This is a genomic window from Amycolatopsis sp. NPDC058340 (assembly GCF_042723975.1).
Classification (GTDB): domain Bacteria; phylum Actinomycetota; class Actinomycetes; order Mycobacteriales; family Pseudonocardiaceae; genus Amycolatopsis.
In genome coordinates this window covers 113,340-131,449 of record NZ_JBHXIB010000013.1, presented here as the reverse complement: position 1 = coordinate 131,449, position 18,110 = coordinate 113,340, and the positions used below count along the sequence as shown (strand labels likewise).

Below are 18,110 nucleotides of genomic sequence, written 5' to 3'. Positions count from 1 at the left end.
AAGCGCCCAAATCGGGCATCGAATGAGCTCTGAGGTCCCCTGTGGACGGTTCAGCCCTACAGGTCGGTCCCGGCTTGCAATAGGCCTTCGCGGCCCTCCGGTCTCCCGCCCCGCTGACCTGCGTTTAGCGGGCTAAACGTCACGCGTCGGCGCGCTGACCAGGTGGTCGCCCGCCGCCGCTCGACCGGAGCTTGAAACTCGCCGTCCGCGCCTTCTTGGCCATCTTCGGGTCCGGATGGTCCGTGCCGACGACGTTCAGGAGTTCGAGCCGGTCCGGGTGGCCGGAGGACGTCAGCAGATCCACGATGTCGAAGCGGTCGTCCATGTCGGCGAGTTGATGGACGAACGCGCCGAGCGCGTGCATCGCCGCGTAATGGTCGGCCATCCCGACGACGACCTCGTCGCGGGTGACCGTTTCCCGGTCGACCGCTCCACGTTCGGCCAGCCACATCGCGGCGGCCGCGCCGACCAGACCGCCTTCGGCTCGGACGCCCACGGCGGTCTCGAGGCCGATATCGCCGGTCTCCCCGAGCGCGATCAAGGCGAAAAGCCGTTCGACCGGGAGCTGTGCCGCGTGGAGGAACGCGCTCGCTTCGGCCGCCGCGTCGGAGGGTGACCGGTGCCGCACCCAGGCCTTCAGTTCCGCGTCGATGATCTCCGGCGCAGCCCCGACGAGGCGTGGGCCCAGCTCGCCGAGACTCTCTTCCGCGGCGTCACCGATGGCCGGCGCGTTCACGCCGGCCGCGCGAAGCTCCCGGTTGAGCGCCCAGGCGGCGAGCGGGGTGAGGCTGACTACGAACGGGGAGGGATCGGGCTTGCCGGAGATCTCGGCGACCGTCGCGAGTACGGCCGGGTCCGCGGTGGCCCGCTTGATCGCGCCGAACCGCTCCAGCAGGTCCAGCGTGGCGGCTATCGAGTACCGCGTCGACTCGTCGGGCACCTGACCGAGATCGGCCACCTGAGCCAAGACGTCGAAGAGAAGCTCGACCGGCACCGGGACCGGACCCGACTGATAGAGCGTGATGGGGATCGACGCCACAAGGCGGGTGAACGGCAGCCCGAAGGTCTCCGGGGCCCCGGCTTCACCGATCGTCGAAAACATCCGCTCCCAGAGCCGGAGAGGGTCGTCGACGAGCGTCGCGTTCTCCTCGACGGGCACGTGCCTGCCCTCGAAGACCCGGACCAGCCCGGACACCTCCGCCCACCGAGGGATCAGCGGATCGTCGGCGCTCGACCCGGCGACGTAGCCGCGTACCTCGTCGAGGAGGGGGCTCCGTTCCGCGGCCTGCCGCAGCTCGGCTTCCGGCCTCAAGAAGACCGGGGGCATCGTCACCTCGGCACTGGCGTCCTGCTCCCACGTTTCGCGCACGGGGCCCAGTCTGGCAGCGACGGCCGGATCGCGTTTAGCCCGCTGAACGCAAGTGCGTCGCCGTGCCTGTGCGCCGCCCCAGAAGGCCCACCGGTCACAACGGTCACACGGGCCGACTTCGCCCGGGGGACCCGGCCGGCCGCCTGGCCCGACCCGGTGACCCTCTCGGCGGCCCCGCCGGCCGGATCGCGTTTAGCCCGCTAAACGCAGGTCGGCGCGCCAGCGCCGTCACCTGCGGGTACCGGGCGGTAACCAGGATGATCGTCCTGTGAGGCCCCCGGCGCGGAGGTTCTTCGACGCTGCGCCAACCGGCGGGACCACCGCGCGGCATCTTGACTCAGAGCCCCTGTGGGGTCACGCTTACTGGCAACGGTGAGAACCGGCGGTGCCCTTGCGGGAGGGACGGGCCGGGGAGGCCGAGGAGAGGCATACCTGAAGACGTTGCGATGCAGGCTGGGCCCCATCGGGAGCGCCCCCTGGACAGACCGCGACGTTCGGGCTAGACTGCTTCTTTGCGCTGCCCTCTTTCAGGCTGCCCGGAGCCGGTAGTTAGGATAGTGGGCACACGGCACCCTTGACAGACCGCATCAGCTGTTGCTGACGCGGCTGCTCACCGCTCATTGTCCCCGGAAGGACGCATCTTGGCAGTCTCTCCCGCGAACCAGGCCACTGCTGCGACCACCTCGGCTGTATCTCGCTCGGAGTCCACGGGAATCCCGGGAGCCCCCAAGCGGGTCTCCTTCGCAAAGATTCGCGAGCCGCTCAGCACCCCGAACCTGCTCGACGTGCAGATCAGGTCCTTTGAATGGTTCACCGGCGACGAGGCGTGGTTCGAACGCCGCGTCGAAGAAGGTGAAGAAAACCCGGTCGGCGGCCTGGAAGAGGTCCTCAACGAGATCTCGCCGATCGAAGACTTCTCCGGATCCATGTCGCTGTCCTTCTCCGACCCGCGCTTCGACGAGGTCAAGGCCTCCGTCGAGGAGTGCAAGGACAAGGACATGACGTACGCGGCCCCGCTGTTCGTGACCGCCGAGTTCGTGAACAACAACACCGGCGAGATCAAGAGCCAGACGGTCTTCATGGGCGACTTCCCGGTGATGACCGACAAGGGCACCTTCGTCATCAACGGCACCGAGCGTGTCGTCGTGTCCCAGCTGGTCCGTTCGCCGGGTGTGTACTTCGACACCAGCGTCGACAAGACCACCGACAAGGACGTCTTCAACGTCCGCGTCATCCCGAGCCGGGGTGCCTGGCTGGAGTTCGACGTCGACAAGCGCGACACCGTCGGCGTCCGCATCGACCGCAAGCGCCGCCAGCCGGTCACCGTGCTGCTGAAGGCGCTCGGCTGGACCACCGAGGCGATCCGCGAGCGTTTCTCCTTCTCCGAGACGCTGCTCGCCACCCTCGAGAAGGACCACACCGCAGGCACCGACGAGGCGCTGCTCGACATCTACCGCAAGCTGCGCCCGGGCGAACCGCCCACCAAGGAGAGCGCGCAGACGCTGCTGGAGAACCTGTTCTTCAAGCCGAAGCGCTACGACCTGGCCAAGGTCGGCCGGTACAAGCTGAACAAGAAGCTCGGCCTGACCACGCCGTACGACACCGGGACGCTGACCGAAGAGGACATCGTCTCGACGATCGAGTACCTGGTCCGCCTGCACGCGGGCGAGGACAAGGCGACCGTCGGCGACCAGGTCATCCCGGTCGAGACCGACGACATCGACCACTTCGGCAACCGTCGTCTCCGCACCGTCGGCGAGCTCATCCAGAACCAGATCCGCGTGGGTCTGTCCCGGATGGAGCGCGTCGTCCGTGAGCGGATGACCACCCAGGACGTCGAGGCGATCACGCCGCAGACCCTGATCAACATCCGTCCCGTCGTGGCGGCGATCAAGGAGTTCTTCGGTACTTCGCAGCTGTCGCAGTTCATGGACCAGAACAACCCGCTGTCGGGGCTGACGCACAAGCGTCGTCTGTCCGCCCTCGGCCCGGGTGGTCTGTCGCGTGAGCGCGCCGGCATGGAGGTCCGTGACGTCCACCCGTCGCACTACGGCCGCATGTGCCCGATCGAGACGCCGGAAGGCCCGAACATCGGCCTGATCGGTTCGCTCTGCTCGTACGCGCGGGTCAACCCGTTCGGTTTCATCGAGACCCCGTACCGCAAGGTCGTCGAGGGTCGCGTCACCGACCAGGTCGACTACCTCACCGCGGACGAGGAAGACCGCTACGTGAAGGCGCAGGCGAACGCGCCGATCTCGGAAGACGGCACCTTCGTCGAAGACCGCGTCCTGGTCCGTAAGAAGGGCGGCGAGGTCGAGCTGATCGACCCGCTGGACGTGGACTACATGGACGTCTCGCCGCGGCAGATGGTCTCGGTCGCGACGGCGATGATCCCGTTCCTCGAGCACGACGACGCGAACCGCGCGCTCATGGGCGCGAACATGCAGCGTCAGGCCGTTCCGCTGCTGCGCAACTCGGCCCCGCTGGTCGGCACCGGCGTGGAGCTGCGTGCCGCGGTGGACGCCGGTGACGTGCTCGTCGCCGAGCAGGCCGGTGTGGTCGAGGAGCTCTCGGCCGACCTGATCACGATCATGCACGACGACGGCACGCGGAAGAGCTACGGACTGTACAAGTTCCGTCGCTCGAACCACGGCACCTGCTTCAACCACCGCCCGATCGTCAACGAGGGCGACCGGGTCGAGCAGGGTCAGGTCATCGCCGACGGCCCGTCCACCGAGAACGGTGAGATGGCGCTCGGCAAGAACCTGCTCGTCGCGGTCATGCCGTGGGAGGGCCACAACTACGAGGACGCGATCATCCTCTCCGAGCGCCTGGTGCAGGACGACGTGCTCACGTCGATCCACATCGAGGAGCACGAGATCGACGCCCGCGACACCAAGCTGGGCGCCGAGGAGATCACCCGGGACATCCCGAACGTCTCCGAGGAGGTCCTCGCCGACCTCGACGAGCGCGGCATCATCCGCATCGGTGCCGAGGTCCGCGACGGCGACATCCTGGTCGGCAAGGTCACGCCCAAGGGTGAGACCGAGCTGACCCCGGAGGAGCGCCTGCTCCGCGCGATCTTCGGCGAGAAGGCCCGCGAGGTCCGCGACACCTCGCTGAAGGTGCCGCACGGCGAGACCGGCAAGGTCATCGGCATCCGCGTGTTCTCGCGCGAGGACGACGACGAGCTGCCCCCGGGCGTCAACGAACTGGTCCGCGTCTACGTGGCACAGAAGCGGAAGATCCAGCCGGGCGACAAGCTCGCCGGCCGCCACGGGAACAAGGGTGTCATCGGCAAGATCCTCCCCGCCGAGGACATGCCGTTCATGGAGGACGGCACGCCCGTCGACATCATCCTGAACACCCACGGTGTCCCGCGTCGTATGAACATCGGCCAGGTCCTGGAGCTTCACCTGGGCTGGCTGGCGTCGCAGGGGTGGAAGATCGAGGGCAACCCGGAGTGGGCGAAGAACCTCAACGAGGAGCTCTACGACGTCGACCCCGGCACGAACACCGCGACCCCGGTGTTCGACGGCGCCAAGGAAGAGGAGCTCACCGGGCTGCTCGGCGCGACCAAGCCGAACCGCGACGGCGAGCGCATGGTCAAGCAGAACGGCAAGGCCACGCTGCTGGACGGCCGCTCCGGCGAGCCGTACCCGTACCCGGTCTCCGTCGGCTACATGTACATCCTGAAGCTGCACCACCTGGTCGACGACAAGATCCACGCCCGGTCCACCGGTCCGTACTCGATGATCACGCAGCAGCCGCTGGGTGGTAAGGCGCAGTTCGGTGGCCAGCGGTTCGGCGAGATGGAGTGCTGGGCGATGCAGGCGTACGGCGCCGCATACACCCTGCAGGAGCTCCTGACGATCAAGTCGGACGACGTGGTCGGCCGCGTCAAGGTGTACGAGGCCATCGTCAAGGGGGAGAACATCCCCGAGCCGGGTATCCCCGAGTCGTTCAAGGTGCTCCTGAAGGAGCTCCAGTCGCTCTGCCTCAACGTCGAGGTGCTGTCCAGCGACGGCGCCGCGATCGAGATGCGCGACTCCGACGACGAGGACCTCGAGCGTGCCGCGGCCAACCTCGGCATCAACCTGTCCCGCAACGAGTCGCCCTCGGTGGACGACGTCGTGCACTGACCCGCGATGAGGCGGGAGCCTGCCTCCCGTGGGCTCCCGCCTCCGCTCGCCAACTCCTCTAGTCGCATCAACCCCAAGGGGATGTAAAGACGTGCTGGACGTCAACTTCTTCGATGAGCTCCGCATCGGCCTCGCCACCGCCGACGACATTCGTCAGTGGTCCTTCGGCGAGGTGAAGAAGCCGGAGACCATCAACTACCGGACGCTCAAGCCCGAGAAGGACGGCCTCTTCTGCGAGAAGATCTTCGGCCCGACCCGGGACTGGGAGTGCTACTGCGGTAAGTACAAGCGGGTCCGCTTCAAGGGCATCATCTGCGAGCGCTGTGGCGTCGAGGTCACCCGCGCCAAGGTGCGCCGTGAGCGGATGGGCCACATCGAGCTGGCCGCTCCCGTCACCCACATCTGGTACTTCAAGGGTGTTCCCTCCCGCCTGGGCTACCTGCTCGACCTGGCGCCGAAGGACCTCGAGAAGATCATCTACTTCGCGGCCTACGTGATCACCGGTGTGAACACCGAGCTGCGGCACAACGACCTGCCGACCCTCGAGAACGAGATCGGCGTCGAGCGCAAGAACCTCGAGACCAAGCGCGACGCGGACATCGAGGCACGGGCGCAGAAGCTGGAAGCCGACCTGGCCGAGCTGGAGGCGGAGGGCGCCAAGTCCGACGTCCGCCGCAAGGTCAAGGAAGGCGGCGAGCGCGAGATGCGTCAGCTGCGTGACCGCGCCGGTCGCGAGCTGGACCGTCTCGAGGAGGTCTGGACGACCTTCACCAAGCTCGACACCCGTCAGCTGATCGCCGACGAGCTGCTCTACCGCGAGCTCGTCGACCGCTACGGCGAGTACTTCACCGGCGGCATGGGCGCGGAGGCCATCCAGAAGCTGGCCACCGAGTTCGACGTCGCCGCGGAGGCCGAGAGCCTGCGCGACACCATCCGCAACGGCAAGGGGCAGAAGAAGCTCCGCGCGCTGAAGCGGCTCAAGGTCGTCGCGGCCTTCCAGGCCACCGGCAACGACCCGCGCGGCATGGTGCTCGACGCCGTCCCGGTGATCCCGCCGGACCTGCGCCCGATGGTCCAGCTCGACGGTGGCCGTTTCGCCACCTCCGACCTGAACGACCTCTACCGCCGGGTCATCAACCGGAACAACCGGTTGAAGCGGCTGATCGACCTCGGCGCGCCCGAGATCATCGTGAACAACGAGAAGCGGATGCTGCAGGAGGCCGTCGACGCGCTGTTCGACAACGGCCGCCGCGGCCGCCCGGTCACCGGTCCCGGTAACCGCCCGCTGAAGTCGCTGTCCGACCTGCTCAAGGGCAAGCAGGGCCGGTTCCGTCAGAACCTGCTCGGCAAGCGTGTCGACTACTCGGGCCGTTCGGTCATCATCGTCGGTCCGCAGCTGAAGCTGCACCAGTGCGGTCTGCCGAAGGACATGGCGCTCGAGCTGTTCAAGCCGTTCGTCATGAAGCGGCTGGTCGACCTGAACCACGCGCAGAACATCAAGTCCGCCAAGCGGATGGTGGAGCGCTCGCGGCCGCAGGTGTGGGACGTGCTCGAAGAGGTCATCACCGGCCACCCGGTGATGCTGAACCGTGCGCCGACCCTGCACCGCCTCGGTATCCAGGCCTTCGAGCCGCAGCTGGTCGAAGGCAAGGCCATCCAGCTGCACCCGCTGGTCTGTGAAGCGTTCAACGCGGACTTCGACGGTGACCAGATGGCCGTGCACCTCCCGCTGTCCGCGGAGGCGCAGGCCGAGGCCCGCATCCTGATGCTGTCGGCGAACAACATCCTTTCGCCGGCGTCGGGCCGTCCGCTCGCCATGCCGCGTCTGGACATGGTGACCGGTCTGTTCCACCTGACCCGGTTGAACGAGAACGCCGACGGTGCGGGCAACGCCTACTCGTCGCCCGCCGAGGCGATCATGGCGTACGACCGCAAGGCGCTGAGCCTGCACGCCCCGATCAAGATCCGCGTCACCGACCGTCAGCCCGCCAAGGCCGACGAGGCGAGGCTCGCGGAGAACGGCTGGGAGCCGGGCAAGGCGTGGCTGGCCGAGACCACCCTTGGCCGCGTGCTGTTCAACGAGCTGCTGCCGGCGGACTACCCGTTCATCAACGAGCCGATGCCGAAGAAGCGTCAGGCCGCGATCGTGAACGACCTCGCCGAGCGCTACTCGATGACCCAGGTCGCGCAGACCCTGGACCGCCTGAAGGACGCCGGTTTCTACTGGGCGACCCGTTCGGGTGTCACGGTCGCGATCTCCGACGTGCTCGTCCCGGCAGGCAAGAAGGCCATTCTGGACGAGTACGAAGGCAAGGCCGACCAGGTCGAGAAGCGGTACCAGCGTGGTCAGTTGTCGCACGCCGAGCGCAACAACGAGCTCGTCAAGGTGTGGACGCAGGCCACCGAAGAGGTCCACAAGATCATGGAGACGGCGCTGCCGGACGACAACCCGATCGCGATGATCGTGAAGTCGGGCGCGGCGGGCAACATGACGCAGGTCCGGTCGCTGGCCGGTATGCGTGGTCTGGTGTCGAACCCGAAGGGTGAGTACATCCCGCGTCCGATCAAGGCCAACTTCCGTGAAGGCCTGTCGGTGGCGGAGTACTTCATCGCGACGCACGGTGCCCGTAAGGGTCTGGCGGACACGGCGCTCCGTACCGCCGACTCGGGTTACCTGACCCGTCGTCTGGTGGACGTGTCGCAGGACGTCATCGTCCGCGAGATCGACTGTGGCACCACCCGCGGTATCAACATGCCGATCGGCGAGGACATCGGCGACGGCAAGGTCCTTCGCGACCAGCACGTCGAGACCTGCGTGTACGCGCGGAACCTGGCGACCGACGCGGTCGACGCCAAGGGCAACGTCGTGCTCAACGCCGGTGACGACATCGGTGACCCGGCGATCGACAAGCTCATCTCGAGCGGGATCTCCAAGGTCAAGGTGCGTTCGGTGCTGACCTGCGAGTCGGCCGTCGGTATCTGCGCCACCTGCTACGGCCGGTCCATGGCGACCGGTCAGCTCGTCGACGTCGGCGAGGCCGTGGGTATCGTCGCGGCCCAGTCGATCGGTGAGCCGGGTACGCAGCTGACGATGCGTACGTTCCACCAGGGTGGTGTCGCCGGTGACGACATCACGACCGGTCTGCCCCGTGTCCAGGAGCTGTTCGAGGCCCGGGTCCCGAAGGGCAAGGCGCCGATCGCCGACGTCGATGGCCGCGTGCGCATCGAGGAGAGCGAGCGGTTCTGGAAGATCACGCTGATCCCGGACGACGGCAGCGAAGAGATCGTCTTCGACAAGCTGTCCAAGCGTCAGCGGCTCGCGAACACCCCGAACGGCCCGCTGGGCGACGGTGACCGTGTCGCGGTCGGCCAGCAGCTGCTCGAAGGCACGCCGGACCCGCACGAGGTCCTGCGGGTCATGGGGCCGCGCGAGGCGCAGATGCACCTGGTGGACGAGGTCCAGAAGGTGTACCGGGCGCAGGGTGTGTCGATCCACGACAAGCACATCGAGGTCATCGTGCGGCAGATGCTGCGCCGCGTGACGATCATCGACTCCGGTGCCACGGACTTCCTGCCGGGCGAGCTGCCCGAGCGGACCAAGTTCGAGGCGAAGAACCGCGCGTCGGTCGCCGAAGGCGGCGAGCCGGCCTCGGGTCGCCCGGTGCTGATGGGGATCACGAAGGCCTCGCTGACCACGGACTCGTGGCTGTCGGCGGCCTCGTTCCAGGAGACCACGCGTGTCCTGACCGACGCGGCCATCAACGGCCGCTCGGACAAGCTCGTGGGCCTCAAGGAGAACGTGATCATCGGTAAGCTGATCCCGGCCGGTACCGGGATCAACAAGTACCGCAACATCCAGGTGCAGCCGACCGAGGAGGCGCGGGTCGCCGCTTACGCGATCCCGTCCTACGACGACGGCTACTACACCCCGGACGTGTTCGGCTCCACGCCGGGCGCCGCGGTGCCGCTGGACGACTACGACTTCGGCCGCGACTTCCGCTGACCGAAGCGAAATCCACGAGAAGGGCCCTCGCCGATCCGGCGGGGGCCCTTCCCGTTTTCCGGGTCACCCGAAATGGGTACTGGCTCCTGACGAATCCGGTTAAGGTGATCCGGTTCTACGCGATTCGGGGGCTATGCGCATTTCCATCTGGTAATCAGGGGTGACTCTGCGTGAACAAATCGCCAAGTGGTAGATCGGGCTCGCGTACTGGGGCTGTCTATCTCGCGACCTTCGCTGTCGCGGCGGCTTTGACCGGCGTCTTCGCCGCGCCCGCCGGAGCGGATCCGGCACCTTCGTCACCGGCGTCGAGTGCGCCGTCGACATCCGAAGCACCGGCGAGTTCCGCTGCGCCGCCTGGTTCGTCCGTTGCGGAAAGCGCGCCTCCGGCGCCGCCGAAGCGGCAGGCCGAGCGGGCGAAAGTCGAGGCGTCGGTCGTCTTCGACAAGGCGTCCTACCGGACCGACGAAGACGTCCGGTTCACTTTCAAGATCAAGAACGTCGGCGACACTCCGGCGATCGGCTTGTGGGTTTCGCAATCCTTCAGTGAGCCGACCGACCTGGTGGTTCCCATCGAATCCGGGTGGGGGCCGTTCAGGGCCGCCAAGGGCGGGAAGAACCTCGAACCGAAAGAGAGCTTCGAGCTGCCGGTCACGGGGAAGATCCGTGACATAGCGAAAGACACGACCGTTGTGCAGGGGATCGTCTTCGACGCGACCGGCTTCAGCGTCGGCGAGTTCTTTGCCGAGGCGAAGGTCACCAAGGAGACCAGCCGTGTGGCGGGAGTCGTCTACGGCGACAAAAACGGCAACGGCGGGCTCGACGACGGTGAGAAGTTGGGCGGGATAACCGTCACGCTGCAGTACAACAACGGCCCCACCAAGTACACCGCGACGAGCGACTCCGACGGGCGAATCGAGTTCGGTGACCTGCCCGCCGCCGAGTACCGCTTCGGTGGCGAGGAGATCAAGGGCTGGCACTTCCCGTCCGAGAGCGTATGGGTGGGGCGGGACACGAAAGACTTGTTCATCCGAGGGGTGCCGCCGCTGAACGGCGCGTTGAAGGCGTCGATGGCCTTCACACAGGACAGCTACAAACCCGGCGAGCTCGCGCACGTCTCCGTGACCTTGACCAACTCCGGTTCGACTCCGCTCACGGGCATCGTTTCCGGTTGTGACCGTTATGGCGCAGACTGGGCCCTGAAGGGCGGCGAGAGCTGGGGTGACCTCGGCAATCGCGGTAAGGGTGTGACGATCGCGCCTGGCGAGACGCGCAAGATCGACGTGTCCGAGAAGGTGCCCGATGCCGCCCTGAACCGCGGATTCGTCTCGGTGAGCTGCGACTTCGGCTATCGCGAGGTCGATATCGAAGGTCATGCTCAGGCCCGTGACCAGGCGGCGGTCCCAGGTGGTTCCGCCACCGTCGTCGGTGACGTGGTCCACGTTGTCGGTCAGAACGAGCCGAAGGGTGTCGGCGGAGTCAAGGTCGTGCTCGTCTCCGACGGGAAATGCCCCGTCATCGGCGAGCGGACGACCGATGCCGAAGGACGCTTCGAGTTCCGCAAGGTGGTGCCGGGGCCCGAGTACAAGCTGTACTTCCTGACGCCGCAGGGTTGGCGGATCCAGGGTGAGAACCCGATGCAGATCCAGGCTGTCGGGCCGGAGGACAAGCCCTTCCCGATCCGGACCTTGGCCGAGACCGGCGAGGCGCCCGCGCCGACCGTGCCCACGCAGCCCGCGGACTGCGGCAGAGCCGAAACCCCGGCTCCGACGACCGCGCCCGCCGGCCAGGGCAGCGGCGGCGGCCAAGGTGGTTCGGGGCTGGCCAGCACCGGCGCCGACGTGATCTGGCTCGGCGCGCTCGCGCTCGCCGCGCTGGGCCTCGGAGCGGTTTTGGTCTTCGGCGCCCGCCGCCGTCGCCGGCCCGCCGCGTAACACCCCGAGAAGCCCCCGGTCCATCCCAGACCGGGGGCTTCCTCTTGCCCGGCCGACCTGCGTTTAGCCCCCTAATCGCGATCCGGCCGACGATCGGTGCGGTATCCGCCCGGATGCGCGACGGATGGCGGGCGATCCCGGTACCGCCGGTCGAAAGGATGGCCGATATGGAATCCCTTGTGACAGAAGAGAACTCGGCCACAAAGAAGCTGCGGACCGCCTTGGACGACGTCCACCGGGCGGGGGTGCCCGGGGTGTTCGCCGAGGTGCGGGCGGGTGGGCGGATCTGGCGCGGCGCCGCCGGAGTCGCCGACCTCGAAACCGGTCGCCCCGTCGAGACCGGGATGCGGCAGCGCGTCGGCAGTGTCACCAAGACCTTCGTCTCGGCCGCGGTTCTGCGTCAGGTCGAGGCGGGGCGGCTCGACCTCGACGCGCCGATCGGTGACTTCCTGCCGCGGCTGGTCCCCGGTGAACGGGGCTGGGCGATCACGATCCGCATGCTGCTCAACCACACCAGCGGCCTCGCCGAGTACCTGCCCTACGCGTTCCCGTCGCTCCAGAAGCTCGCCCCCGAGAGTCTCGACGACAACCGGTTCCAGGAGTTCCGCGCGGCCGAGCTGATCGCGCTCGGTGTCGGCGCACCCGCCACCGGCGAGCCGGGCGGCACTCCCGGGATCTACTCCAACACGAACTACCTGCTCCTGGGCGAACTGCTGGCGCACCTGACCGGCGTCCCGATGGAGGAGCACATCTCGCGCGCCATCATCGAACCGGCGGGTCTCTCGAACACCGGCTTTCCCGCCGGTCCCCGGATCGAGGAGCCGCACTCGCGGATGTACGAGGCGCTGTTCGGCGCGATCGATCCGCCGCGTGACTACAGCGTCTACGACATGTCGTGGGTGATGGCCGGTGCCGGCCTGGTCTCCACCGTCGACGATCTCAACCGCTTCTACCGCAAGCTGATGGAAGGGGAGATCGTCAGCCTGTCCTCGCTGGCGGAGATGCAGCGTCTGGTCCCGGTCATCGCGCAGGACGGGCGGCTGATCGACTACGGGCTCGGCCTGTACAGCACCGAGATCCCGGGGCACGGCGTCTTCTGGGGTCACGACGGCACGGTCTGGGGAGCGATGACGATGGCGTGGTCCAGCGCCGACGGCGAACGGCAGTTCTCCGCCGCGATGAACGTCGTGCGCTGGCGCAAGCCGGACGGCGAAGGAGCCACGCACCCCATCGACGACGCCCTGGCGACCCTGAAGCACCAGGCCCTCTGCGGCCCCGCCTGACCCCGCCGCCGACCTGCGTTTAGCCCCCTGATCGCGATCCGGAGCGGGTGGACGCAGGTCGGGACCCGGGGGAGTTCCCGGGATTGAGTAACGAACTCATAACGCCATTGTGAGGGTCGCGGACGGGTTACTGGTCCGTTGTGACCTGCGGTAGTGCCGCCAAGTGGGCTAATTCCCACTGCTCGGAAAACCGCCACCCGTTCGGCCCAATGGCCCATCCGCATCGTGGGAAATTCACCCTGCCGTGGCATGTCCCATTCTTTGATCACGAGATTGACACTCCGGCGGGTTCACACGAGTATTTCGCCCATGCAATCCCCAGTCGCCTTGGTGTGGCGCCGGCACGTTGACTTGCGGCAGCAAGCCAGCGCGCTGTGTATGGATTCCTGACCTATTCCGGGTTTGTCGCGGCGCAGGTGTATTCGCGTATCCGAACGGATGCGCCCGTTCCTCGCGCGCTGACGTTTTCCACTGTGCCGCAACGGTTCCCTGTGCGAACCGGCGGTTGATTGATTTCCCCTTCGATCCGTGCGGTGAAGCCTGCGCGAAATAGGGGAGAGATGTGCCGATTGTCTGGCGCTTCGGTAGCGAAAACAGGGAGAAAGAATGCTATCCAACTCGCCAAAGTGGCGAAAAGTGGTGATAGGCGCCTTGGCGGCGGCACTCGCCGCGGGCACGGTGACCTATACCGGCTCGTCGACGAGTGCCTACGCCGACGTCCAGGTCGTCAAGGACGCGAAGAAGGCGGCCGACGGCAAGGAGTACTGGGTCCAGAACCATCTGGTGTCGAAGGACGTCGCGGCGTCCCGGAGCGCGGACGGCAAGCGCAAGAAGTGGCTGCTGGTCTGGGCCGGTGACGAGAACATCGCCGACACCCTGGTCAAGGACGTCAAGAATCTGCCGGGTTCGCTCGGCGGCGGTCTGAACAAGATCAAGAACGCGTTGCCCGGTCCGGACTTCCTCGCCGTGATCGACGCGACGCAGGGTTCGCCGACCTACGGCAAGGTCGTCAACACCGCCACCGTCGGCCCGCTCGTCGAGAACGAGCCGCACCACATGCAGTACGTGTGGCACAAGGGCGACACGATCTATGCCGGCGCGCTGTTCGCCGCCGCGACGTACGCCTTCGACGTCTCCGCGTTGCCGCAGCTGAAGCTCAAGGGCGTCAGCCTCCCGACCCAGACCCTCGGCGGTTCCGTGCCGGACGCGTACTGGGTGCTCAAGGACGGCACGGCGTACGGCACGTACATGGGCGGCCCGGTCGTGCCCGGCCCGCACACCTACGCCAACGGTTCCACCGTGGTGGGCAACGGTTTCGCCGGCAGCCCCGGCGAGGTCGTCCGCTTCGACCAGAACGCGCAGGTGCTTTCGGAGTCACCGGCGGCAACGCCGCAGGGCGACAACAAGAAGCTGTGCGACAACCTCCCGCAGCTCGACAAGCCGACCTGCGCCAACCCGCACGGCATCCAGGCCCGCGAGGATCTCAATACCCTGGTCACCAGTGACTACGCCGAGCCGCGCAACATCATCCTCGACCCGGTGAAGCAGCCGTCGCCGTATCTGCGCCGCCCGACCGTCCGCACCTGGGACATCTCCGACCGCAACAAGCCGAAGCTCAAGGCGGTCTCGTACCTGCCGGACGGCCCGAGGGCCGATCCCGCGGACCCGCTGCACGCCGAAAGCCGTGCGGTCATGGAGACCACGGTGACCAACCTGCCGGGGCACAAGGGCGCGTTCGCCCAGACCATGCAGGGCGGCGCGGTGTTCTACACACCGGACATCACCGCCAAGGAGCCGCACTGGATCCAGGTGTTCGACGACGGTGCGGCGAACAAGGCGATCCACCCGAACAACGACTCCAACGGTGGCGGGTCGAACGGTGGCTGGATCCAGACCAGCCCCGACGACAAGTACCTCTACCGCGCGATCACCGGCCGGTCCAAGGGCGCGCTCGGCCCGGACGACCCCGGCACCACCGGTGGCGTGTACGTCCTCGACATCCAGAAGCTGGTCGCCGCCGGCGACAAGGTCGAGAACATCAAGGGCCGGATCGACACGAAGGAGAAGTCCCAGCAGGGCGGTGGCGGCGACCTGCCGACCGTCGTCGGCGCGGCGCCGATCAACCCGGGCACGCCCGGCGGCGGCCCGCACTGGGGCGCGTACGACAACTTCGTGCTCGGTGACGACGGGTACTACCACGAGACCGACAAGCCGCAGCACCTCGCGGTGTCGAACTACTTCGTCGCACGGTCCGGTTTGGACGGTGACCACAAGGTCAACCTGCTGAACCTCGGCGAGGACGGGAAGGTCGCGGTCGACCAGAACTTCCGGGACGAGTTCACCGGGCAGGTCGGGATCAACTTCAACCGGAAGACCTGGCCGCACGGGTCCTTCGGCAACGCGAAGCCGCACTCCGAACTGTTCGTCGTGGCGGACGCGGATCTCAAGTAACCCTGTTCGGCGCGGAAGGTCGTGGGTGGCGGGCACACTCCGCCACCCACGGCTCCGCCGATCTCCTCGGAGAAGGTCCCCATGGATCACCACGTCATACCGGCGAGCTCTGGTTCGGCCGGAGCCGACATCGCCCTCGTCCTGCTCCGGCTCGGACTTCTGTTGGCGACCGCTTTCCTCGCGGGCACAGGGATTCTGCGCCCGTTGGTGGGTGAACCGCCGAAGCGTCTTCGTCTCGCCATCGCCGCCCTCGGCGGGGTTTCCGCCGTGCTTGCCGCGGTTTCCGCCTTCGCGACCGACGTCAACGTCATCGCGCTGACCGTGCATCTCGTGCTGGCACTGGCGATTCCCGTCCTGATCCGCTGGCCGTCGGCGGGCCGCTGGGCCTCGCTCGCGCTCGCCGCGTTGGTGGTGCTCGAAACCTCGCTCGGGCGGACAGGCGTCGAATTCGCCATCGACACCGTCTATGTCGCGGCCGCGGCCTTGTGGTTCGGTGTCACCGTCCTCTCCATCTGGGTTCCCGCGGAGAAATGGCGGCAGACGAACTTCCGGCTCGGCCCGCTTTCCCTGACGCTGGGCGGGCTTCTCGTCGTCGCGGGCGCGGTCCAGCTGTTCTCCTCCGGCCTGGGTTTCGATCGCCGGATCTACGGCACGCTCTTCGGGCTCACGTTGCTGGTGATCGCGCTTCTGCCGATCGTCGCGACCGTCGTCGCGGGTTTCTTCCTCGCGGACAAGGAATCCACGCGCGCTTATCGGTTCGGTGCGGCCGCCGTGGCCGTCGGTTTCGTCGCCTGGAGCGCGCTCGCGGCCATTCCCGAACCGCCCGAACTTCCGACTCCCGGTGTCGCGCTGCTCGCCGACGCCGCCCTCGGCGAGCAGCGATTCCCCGTACTGGTGAGCCCGCAGCGGCCAGGCAAGAACCTCGTCCACTTTCCCACGAGCGCGGGAGAAGACCTGTCCGCCGGAATCGAAGGCGGCCTGATCGGCAAGGCCATCGTGCGCCCCGGCGCCGAGGGCACCTGGGCCGAGGTCGACCTGCCGAAAGGCCGCAGCGACCTGATCATCAGCCGTGGCGGGGAACAGACGAAGATCGAGGTCGACGCGGGGGAGGAGCCGGGCCTCGCCATCGAGGACGCGGACGCGCCCGAATGCGCTTCGGCCGCACTGGGCGGCTTGATCGCCGACCGCCGCGAAGTCCTCACGTCCTGCCCCGCGGACGCGCTTTCGAGTGAGGACAGTGGTTCTCTCGTCAAACTCGTCGAATTCCTCGCCGGGCGCAAGCCTTCCGCGCTCACCCTCGTCGAGGACGCTTCGCCGCGCAGTGTGGCCGCCGCGAAGCTGGTCCGCGAGACCGCCGCCAAGACCGGTCTGCCGGTGCAGGCCGAGGCGGGGCCGAACACCGCGCTGCTCGTCGTGTCCGGCTGGGCGGGCGGCTACACGGCGATGACCCGCGCGGCCGAGTCCCAGCGGCTCAAGCCGACCCATCAATACGGCCTGTATCTGGCGCCCTGGCTGCTGAACGGGCCGATCGTCAACTCCGTCGCGAGTTCGTCGGTGCCGCTGAGGTTCGACCCGCGTGAGCAGGTCGCCGTCAGCTTCGCCGTCGCCGCGGGCAACGCCTTCGGCGGCGAAAGCCCCACTCTCGGCGGGTTCCGGAGCTGGCTGGGCGACCAGTGGCGGTCGATCAACGGCGACGTCCAGATCTTCGCGGCGGCGCAGGTCAACGCCATGCCGATGTACCCGGGCGAACCGCACGCCGTCGGGATGATCGCCGACCGGAACTACGCGGGGCAATGGATCCCCGACGGAACGATCGTGCCGATCAGCTCGGTACTGCGGTGATTTCCACAAAAGAATGGGAGAAGAAATGAAACGAATCGCGGCCCGTGTGCTGCTTCCGCTCGCCGTCGCGGGCGCGCTGTCCGGACTCGCCGGAGGGGTCGCCTCGGCCGACCCGCTGCCGGGTCTGCCCACCGGTGGCGGCGGCCCCGCGGTCTGGCTGATCCCCGGCCTCGACCTCGGCGGCCTGCTCGGACCGACCGTCCCCGTGCCCACCGACGTCCTCGCCCCGATCTACGGGATCATCACGCCCATTTCGTAAAACCGTTACCAGTAAAGGAGAATCTCATGAAGAAGAGCTTCGTCCGCGCGGTCACCGGCGCCGCGCTCGCGGGCCTCGTCGTGCTCGGCTCGGCGGTTCCCGCGCTCGCCGCGCCGAACGATGTCGTGGTCGTCGACGAACCGGACACGAGCAACCTCGACAACATCTGGACGTTCGCGCCGCTCGGCGTCCCGGTACTGGGGCTCATCCAGTCGCTCAACGGCGTCCCCGGCCGGCTGCTGCCGTCCTGACTTCCGCGGCGGCGCGGCTCACGGGCCGCGCCGCCGCCTTCGGCGAGGAGGACCGATGGCCGACAGACAACTGATCGGGCGCATCGCCATCGCGGGGATCGTGGTGGCCGCGCTCGCGACCTGTGTGGTGCTGCTCAACGGCGGTGAGGAACCGCGGGCCGAGACCGTGGCCGTGGTCGGCGAACCGACCGAGGCCGCGCCGTCACGCGGACCGGACCGCACGATCACGCGGACGCTCAGCCAGCCGCGGCCGGTGTCGAACGACTGGCGGATCGCGTACGAGCTCGCCGGGACGGGGACCGCGACCGTGGTCTACGACTCCAACGGGCTGGGGCTCGTGCATCAGGAGCTGCAGGTGACGCTGCCGTGGCGCAAGGAGCTCACGTGGAAGAACACGGGCACCCCGCCGACCGTCCAGCTCATGGGGCAGGGCGAGGGCGCCGTCGAATGCCGGGTGGCCGTTGGCGGCGCCGTGGTCACCTCGGAGAAGTCCGCCCCCGGCGAGGTCGCGACCTGTGCCGGCCGCCTCGCCCCCTCCTGACCTGCGTTTAGCGGGCTAAACGCGATCCGGCGACGGGG

At 67.7% G+C, this 18,110-nt stretch carries 10 protein-coding genes; 9 read left to right on the top strand and 1 reads right to left on the bottom strand.

From position 1 onward, the window contains the following. Positions 1-139: 139 nt before the first annotated feature. Complete coding sequence (locus tag ACFWIW_RS17950; RefSeq protein WP_378369441.1) at positions 140-1,369, bottom strand: hypothetical protein; 1,230 nt, start codon at positions 1,367-1,369, stop codon at positions 140-142. A gap of 641 nt (positions 1,370-2,010) precedes the next feature. Here ACFWIW_RS17950 and ACFWIW_RS17945 point away from each other — a divergent pair. The 9 genes from ACFWIW_RS17945 (at position 2,011) to ACFWIW_RS17905 (ending at position 18,072) form a co-directional block, all read left to right on the top strand. Beyond that, the gene (locus ACFWIW_RS17945; RefSeq protein WP_063274326.1) at positions 2,011-5,511 is read left to right on the top strand and encodes a DNA-directed RNA polymerase subunit beta; all 3,501 of its coding nucleotides are present in this window, start codon (positions 2,011-2,013) and stop codon (positions 5,509-5,511) included. Positions 5,512-5,602: 91 nt separating this feature from the next. Next, positions 5,603-9,514 (top strand): DNA-directed RNA polymerase subunit beta', encoded by a 3,912-nt coding sequence (locus ACFWIW_RS17940; RefSeq protein ID WP_378369440.1) that lies wholly within the window; start codon positions 5,603-5,605, stop codon positions 9,512-9,514. A gap of 170 nt (positions 9,515-9,684) precedes the next feature. After that, on the top strand, positions 9,685-11,445 hold the full coding sequence (locus tag ACFWIW_RS17935) for an SdrD B-like domain-containing protein (RefSeq protein WP_378369439.1): 1,761 nt from the start codon (positions 9,685-9,687) through the stop codon (positions 11,443-11,445). Between the two features lie 179 nt (positions 11,446-11,624). Then, positions 11,625-12,728, top strand: a complete 1,104-nt coding sequence (locus ACFWIW_RS17930; protein ID WP_378369438.1) for a serine hydrolase domain-containing protein — start codon at positions 11,625-11,627, stop codon at positions 12,726-12,728. A gap of 606 nt (positions 12,729-13,334) precedes the next feature. Then, complete coding sequence (locus ACFWIW_RS17925) at positions 13,335-15,179, top strand: hypothetical protein (RefSeq protein ID WP_378369437.1); 1,845 nt, start codon at positions 13,335-13,337, stop codon at positions 15,177-15,179. Positions 15,180-15,260: 81 nt separating this feature from the next. After that, on the top strand, positions 15,261-17,021 hold the full coding sequence (locus tag ACFWIW_RS17920; RefSeq protein WP_378369436.1) for a hypothetical protein: 1,761 nt from the start codon (positions 15,261-15,263) through the stop codon (positions 17,019-17,021). A 25-nt stretch (positions 17,022-17,046) separates the two neighbouring features. Then, the gene (locus ACFWIW_RS17915) at positions 17,047-17,280 is read left to right on the top strand and encodes a hypothetical protein (RefSeq protein ID WP_378369435.1); all 234 of its coding nucleotides are present in this window, start codon (positions 17,047-17,049) and stop codon (positions 17,278-17,280) included. Between the two features lie 26 nt (positions 17,281-17,306). Then, positions 17,307-17,531 (top strand): hypothetical protein, encoded by a 225-nt coding sequence (locus tag ACFWIW_RS17910; protein WP_378369434.1) that lies wholly within the window; start codon positions 17,307-17,309, stop codon positions 17,529-17,531. A 55-nt stretch (positions 17,532-17,586) separates the two neighbouring features. Further along, entirely contained in the window at positions 17,587-18,072 is a 486-nt protein-coding gene (locus tag ACFWIW_RS17905; protein ID WP_378369433.1) for a hypothetical protein, read from the top strand. The last annotated feature ends 38 nt before the right edge of the window (positions 18,073-18,110 follow it).

Excerpts from the sequence above, each read along its gene's own strand:
- ACFWIW_RS17925 (WP_378369437.1), top strand. The coding sequence starts at position 13,335 with ATGCTATCCAACTCGCCAAAGTGGCGAAAAGTGGTGATAGGCGCCTTG.
- ACFWIW_RS17920 (WP_378369436.1), top strand. The coding sequence starts at position 15,261 with ATGGATCACCACGTCATACCGGCGAGCTCTGGTTCGGCCGGAGCCGAC.
- ACFWIW_RS17915 (WP_378369435.1), top strand. The coding sequence starts at position 17,047 with ATGAAACGAATCGCGGCCCGTGTGCTGCTTCCGCTCGCCGTCGCGGGC.
- ACFWIW_RS17910 (WP_378369434.1), top strand. The coding sequence starts at position 17,307 with ATGAAGAAGAGCTTCGTCCGCGCGGTCACCGGCGCCGCGCTCGCGGGC.
- ACFWIW_RS17905 (WP_378369433.1), top strand. The coding sequence starts at position 17,587 with ATGGCCGACAGACAACTGATCGGGCGCATCGCCATCGCGGGGATCGTG.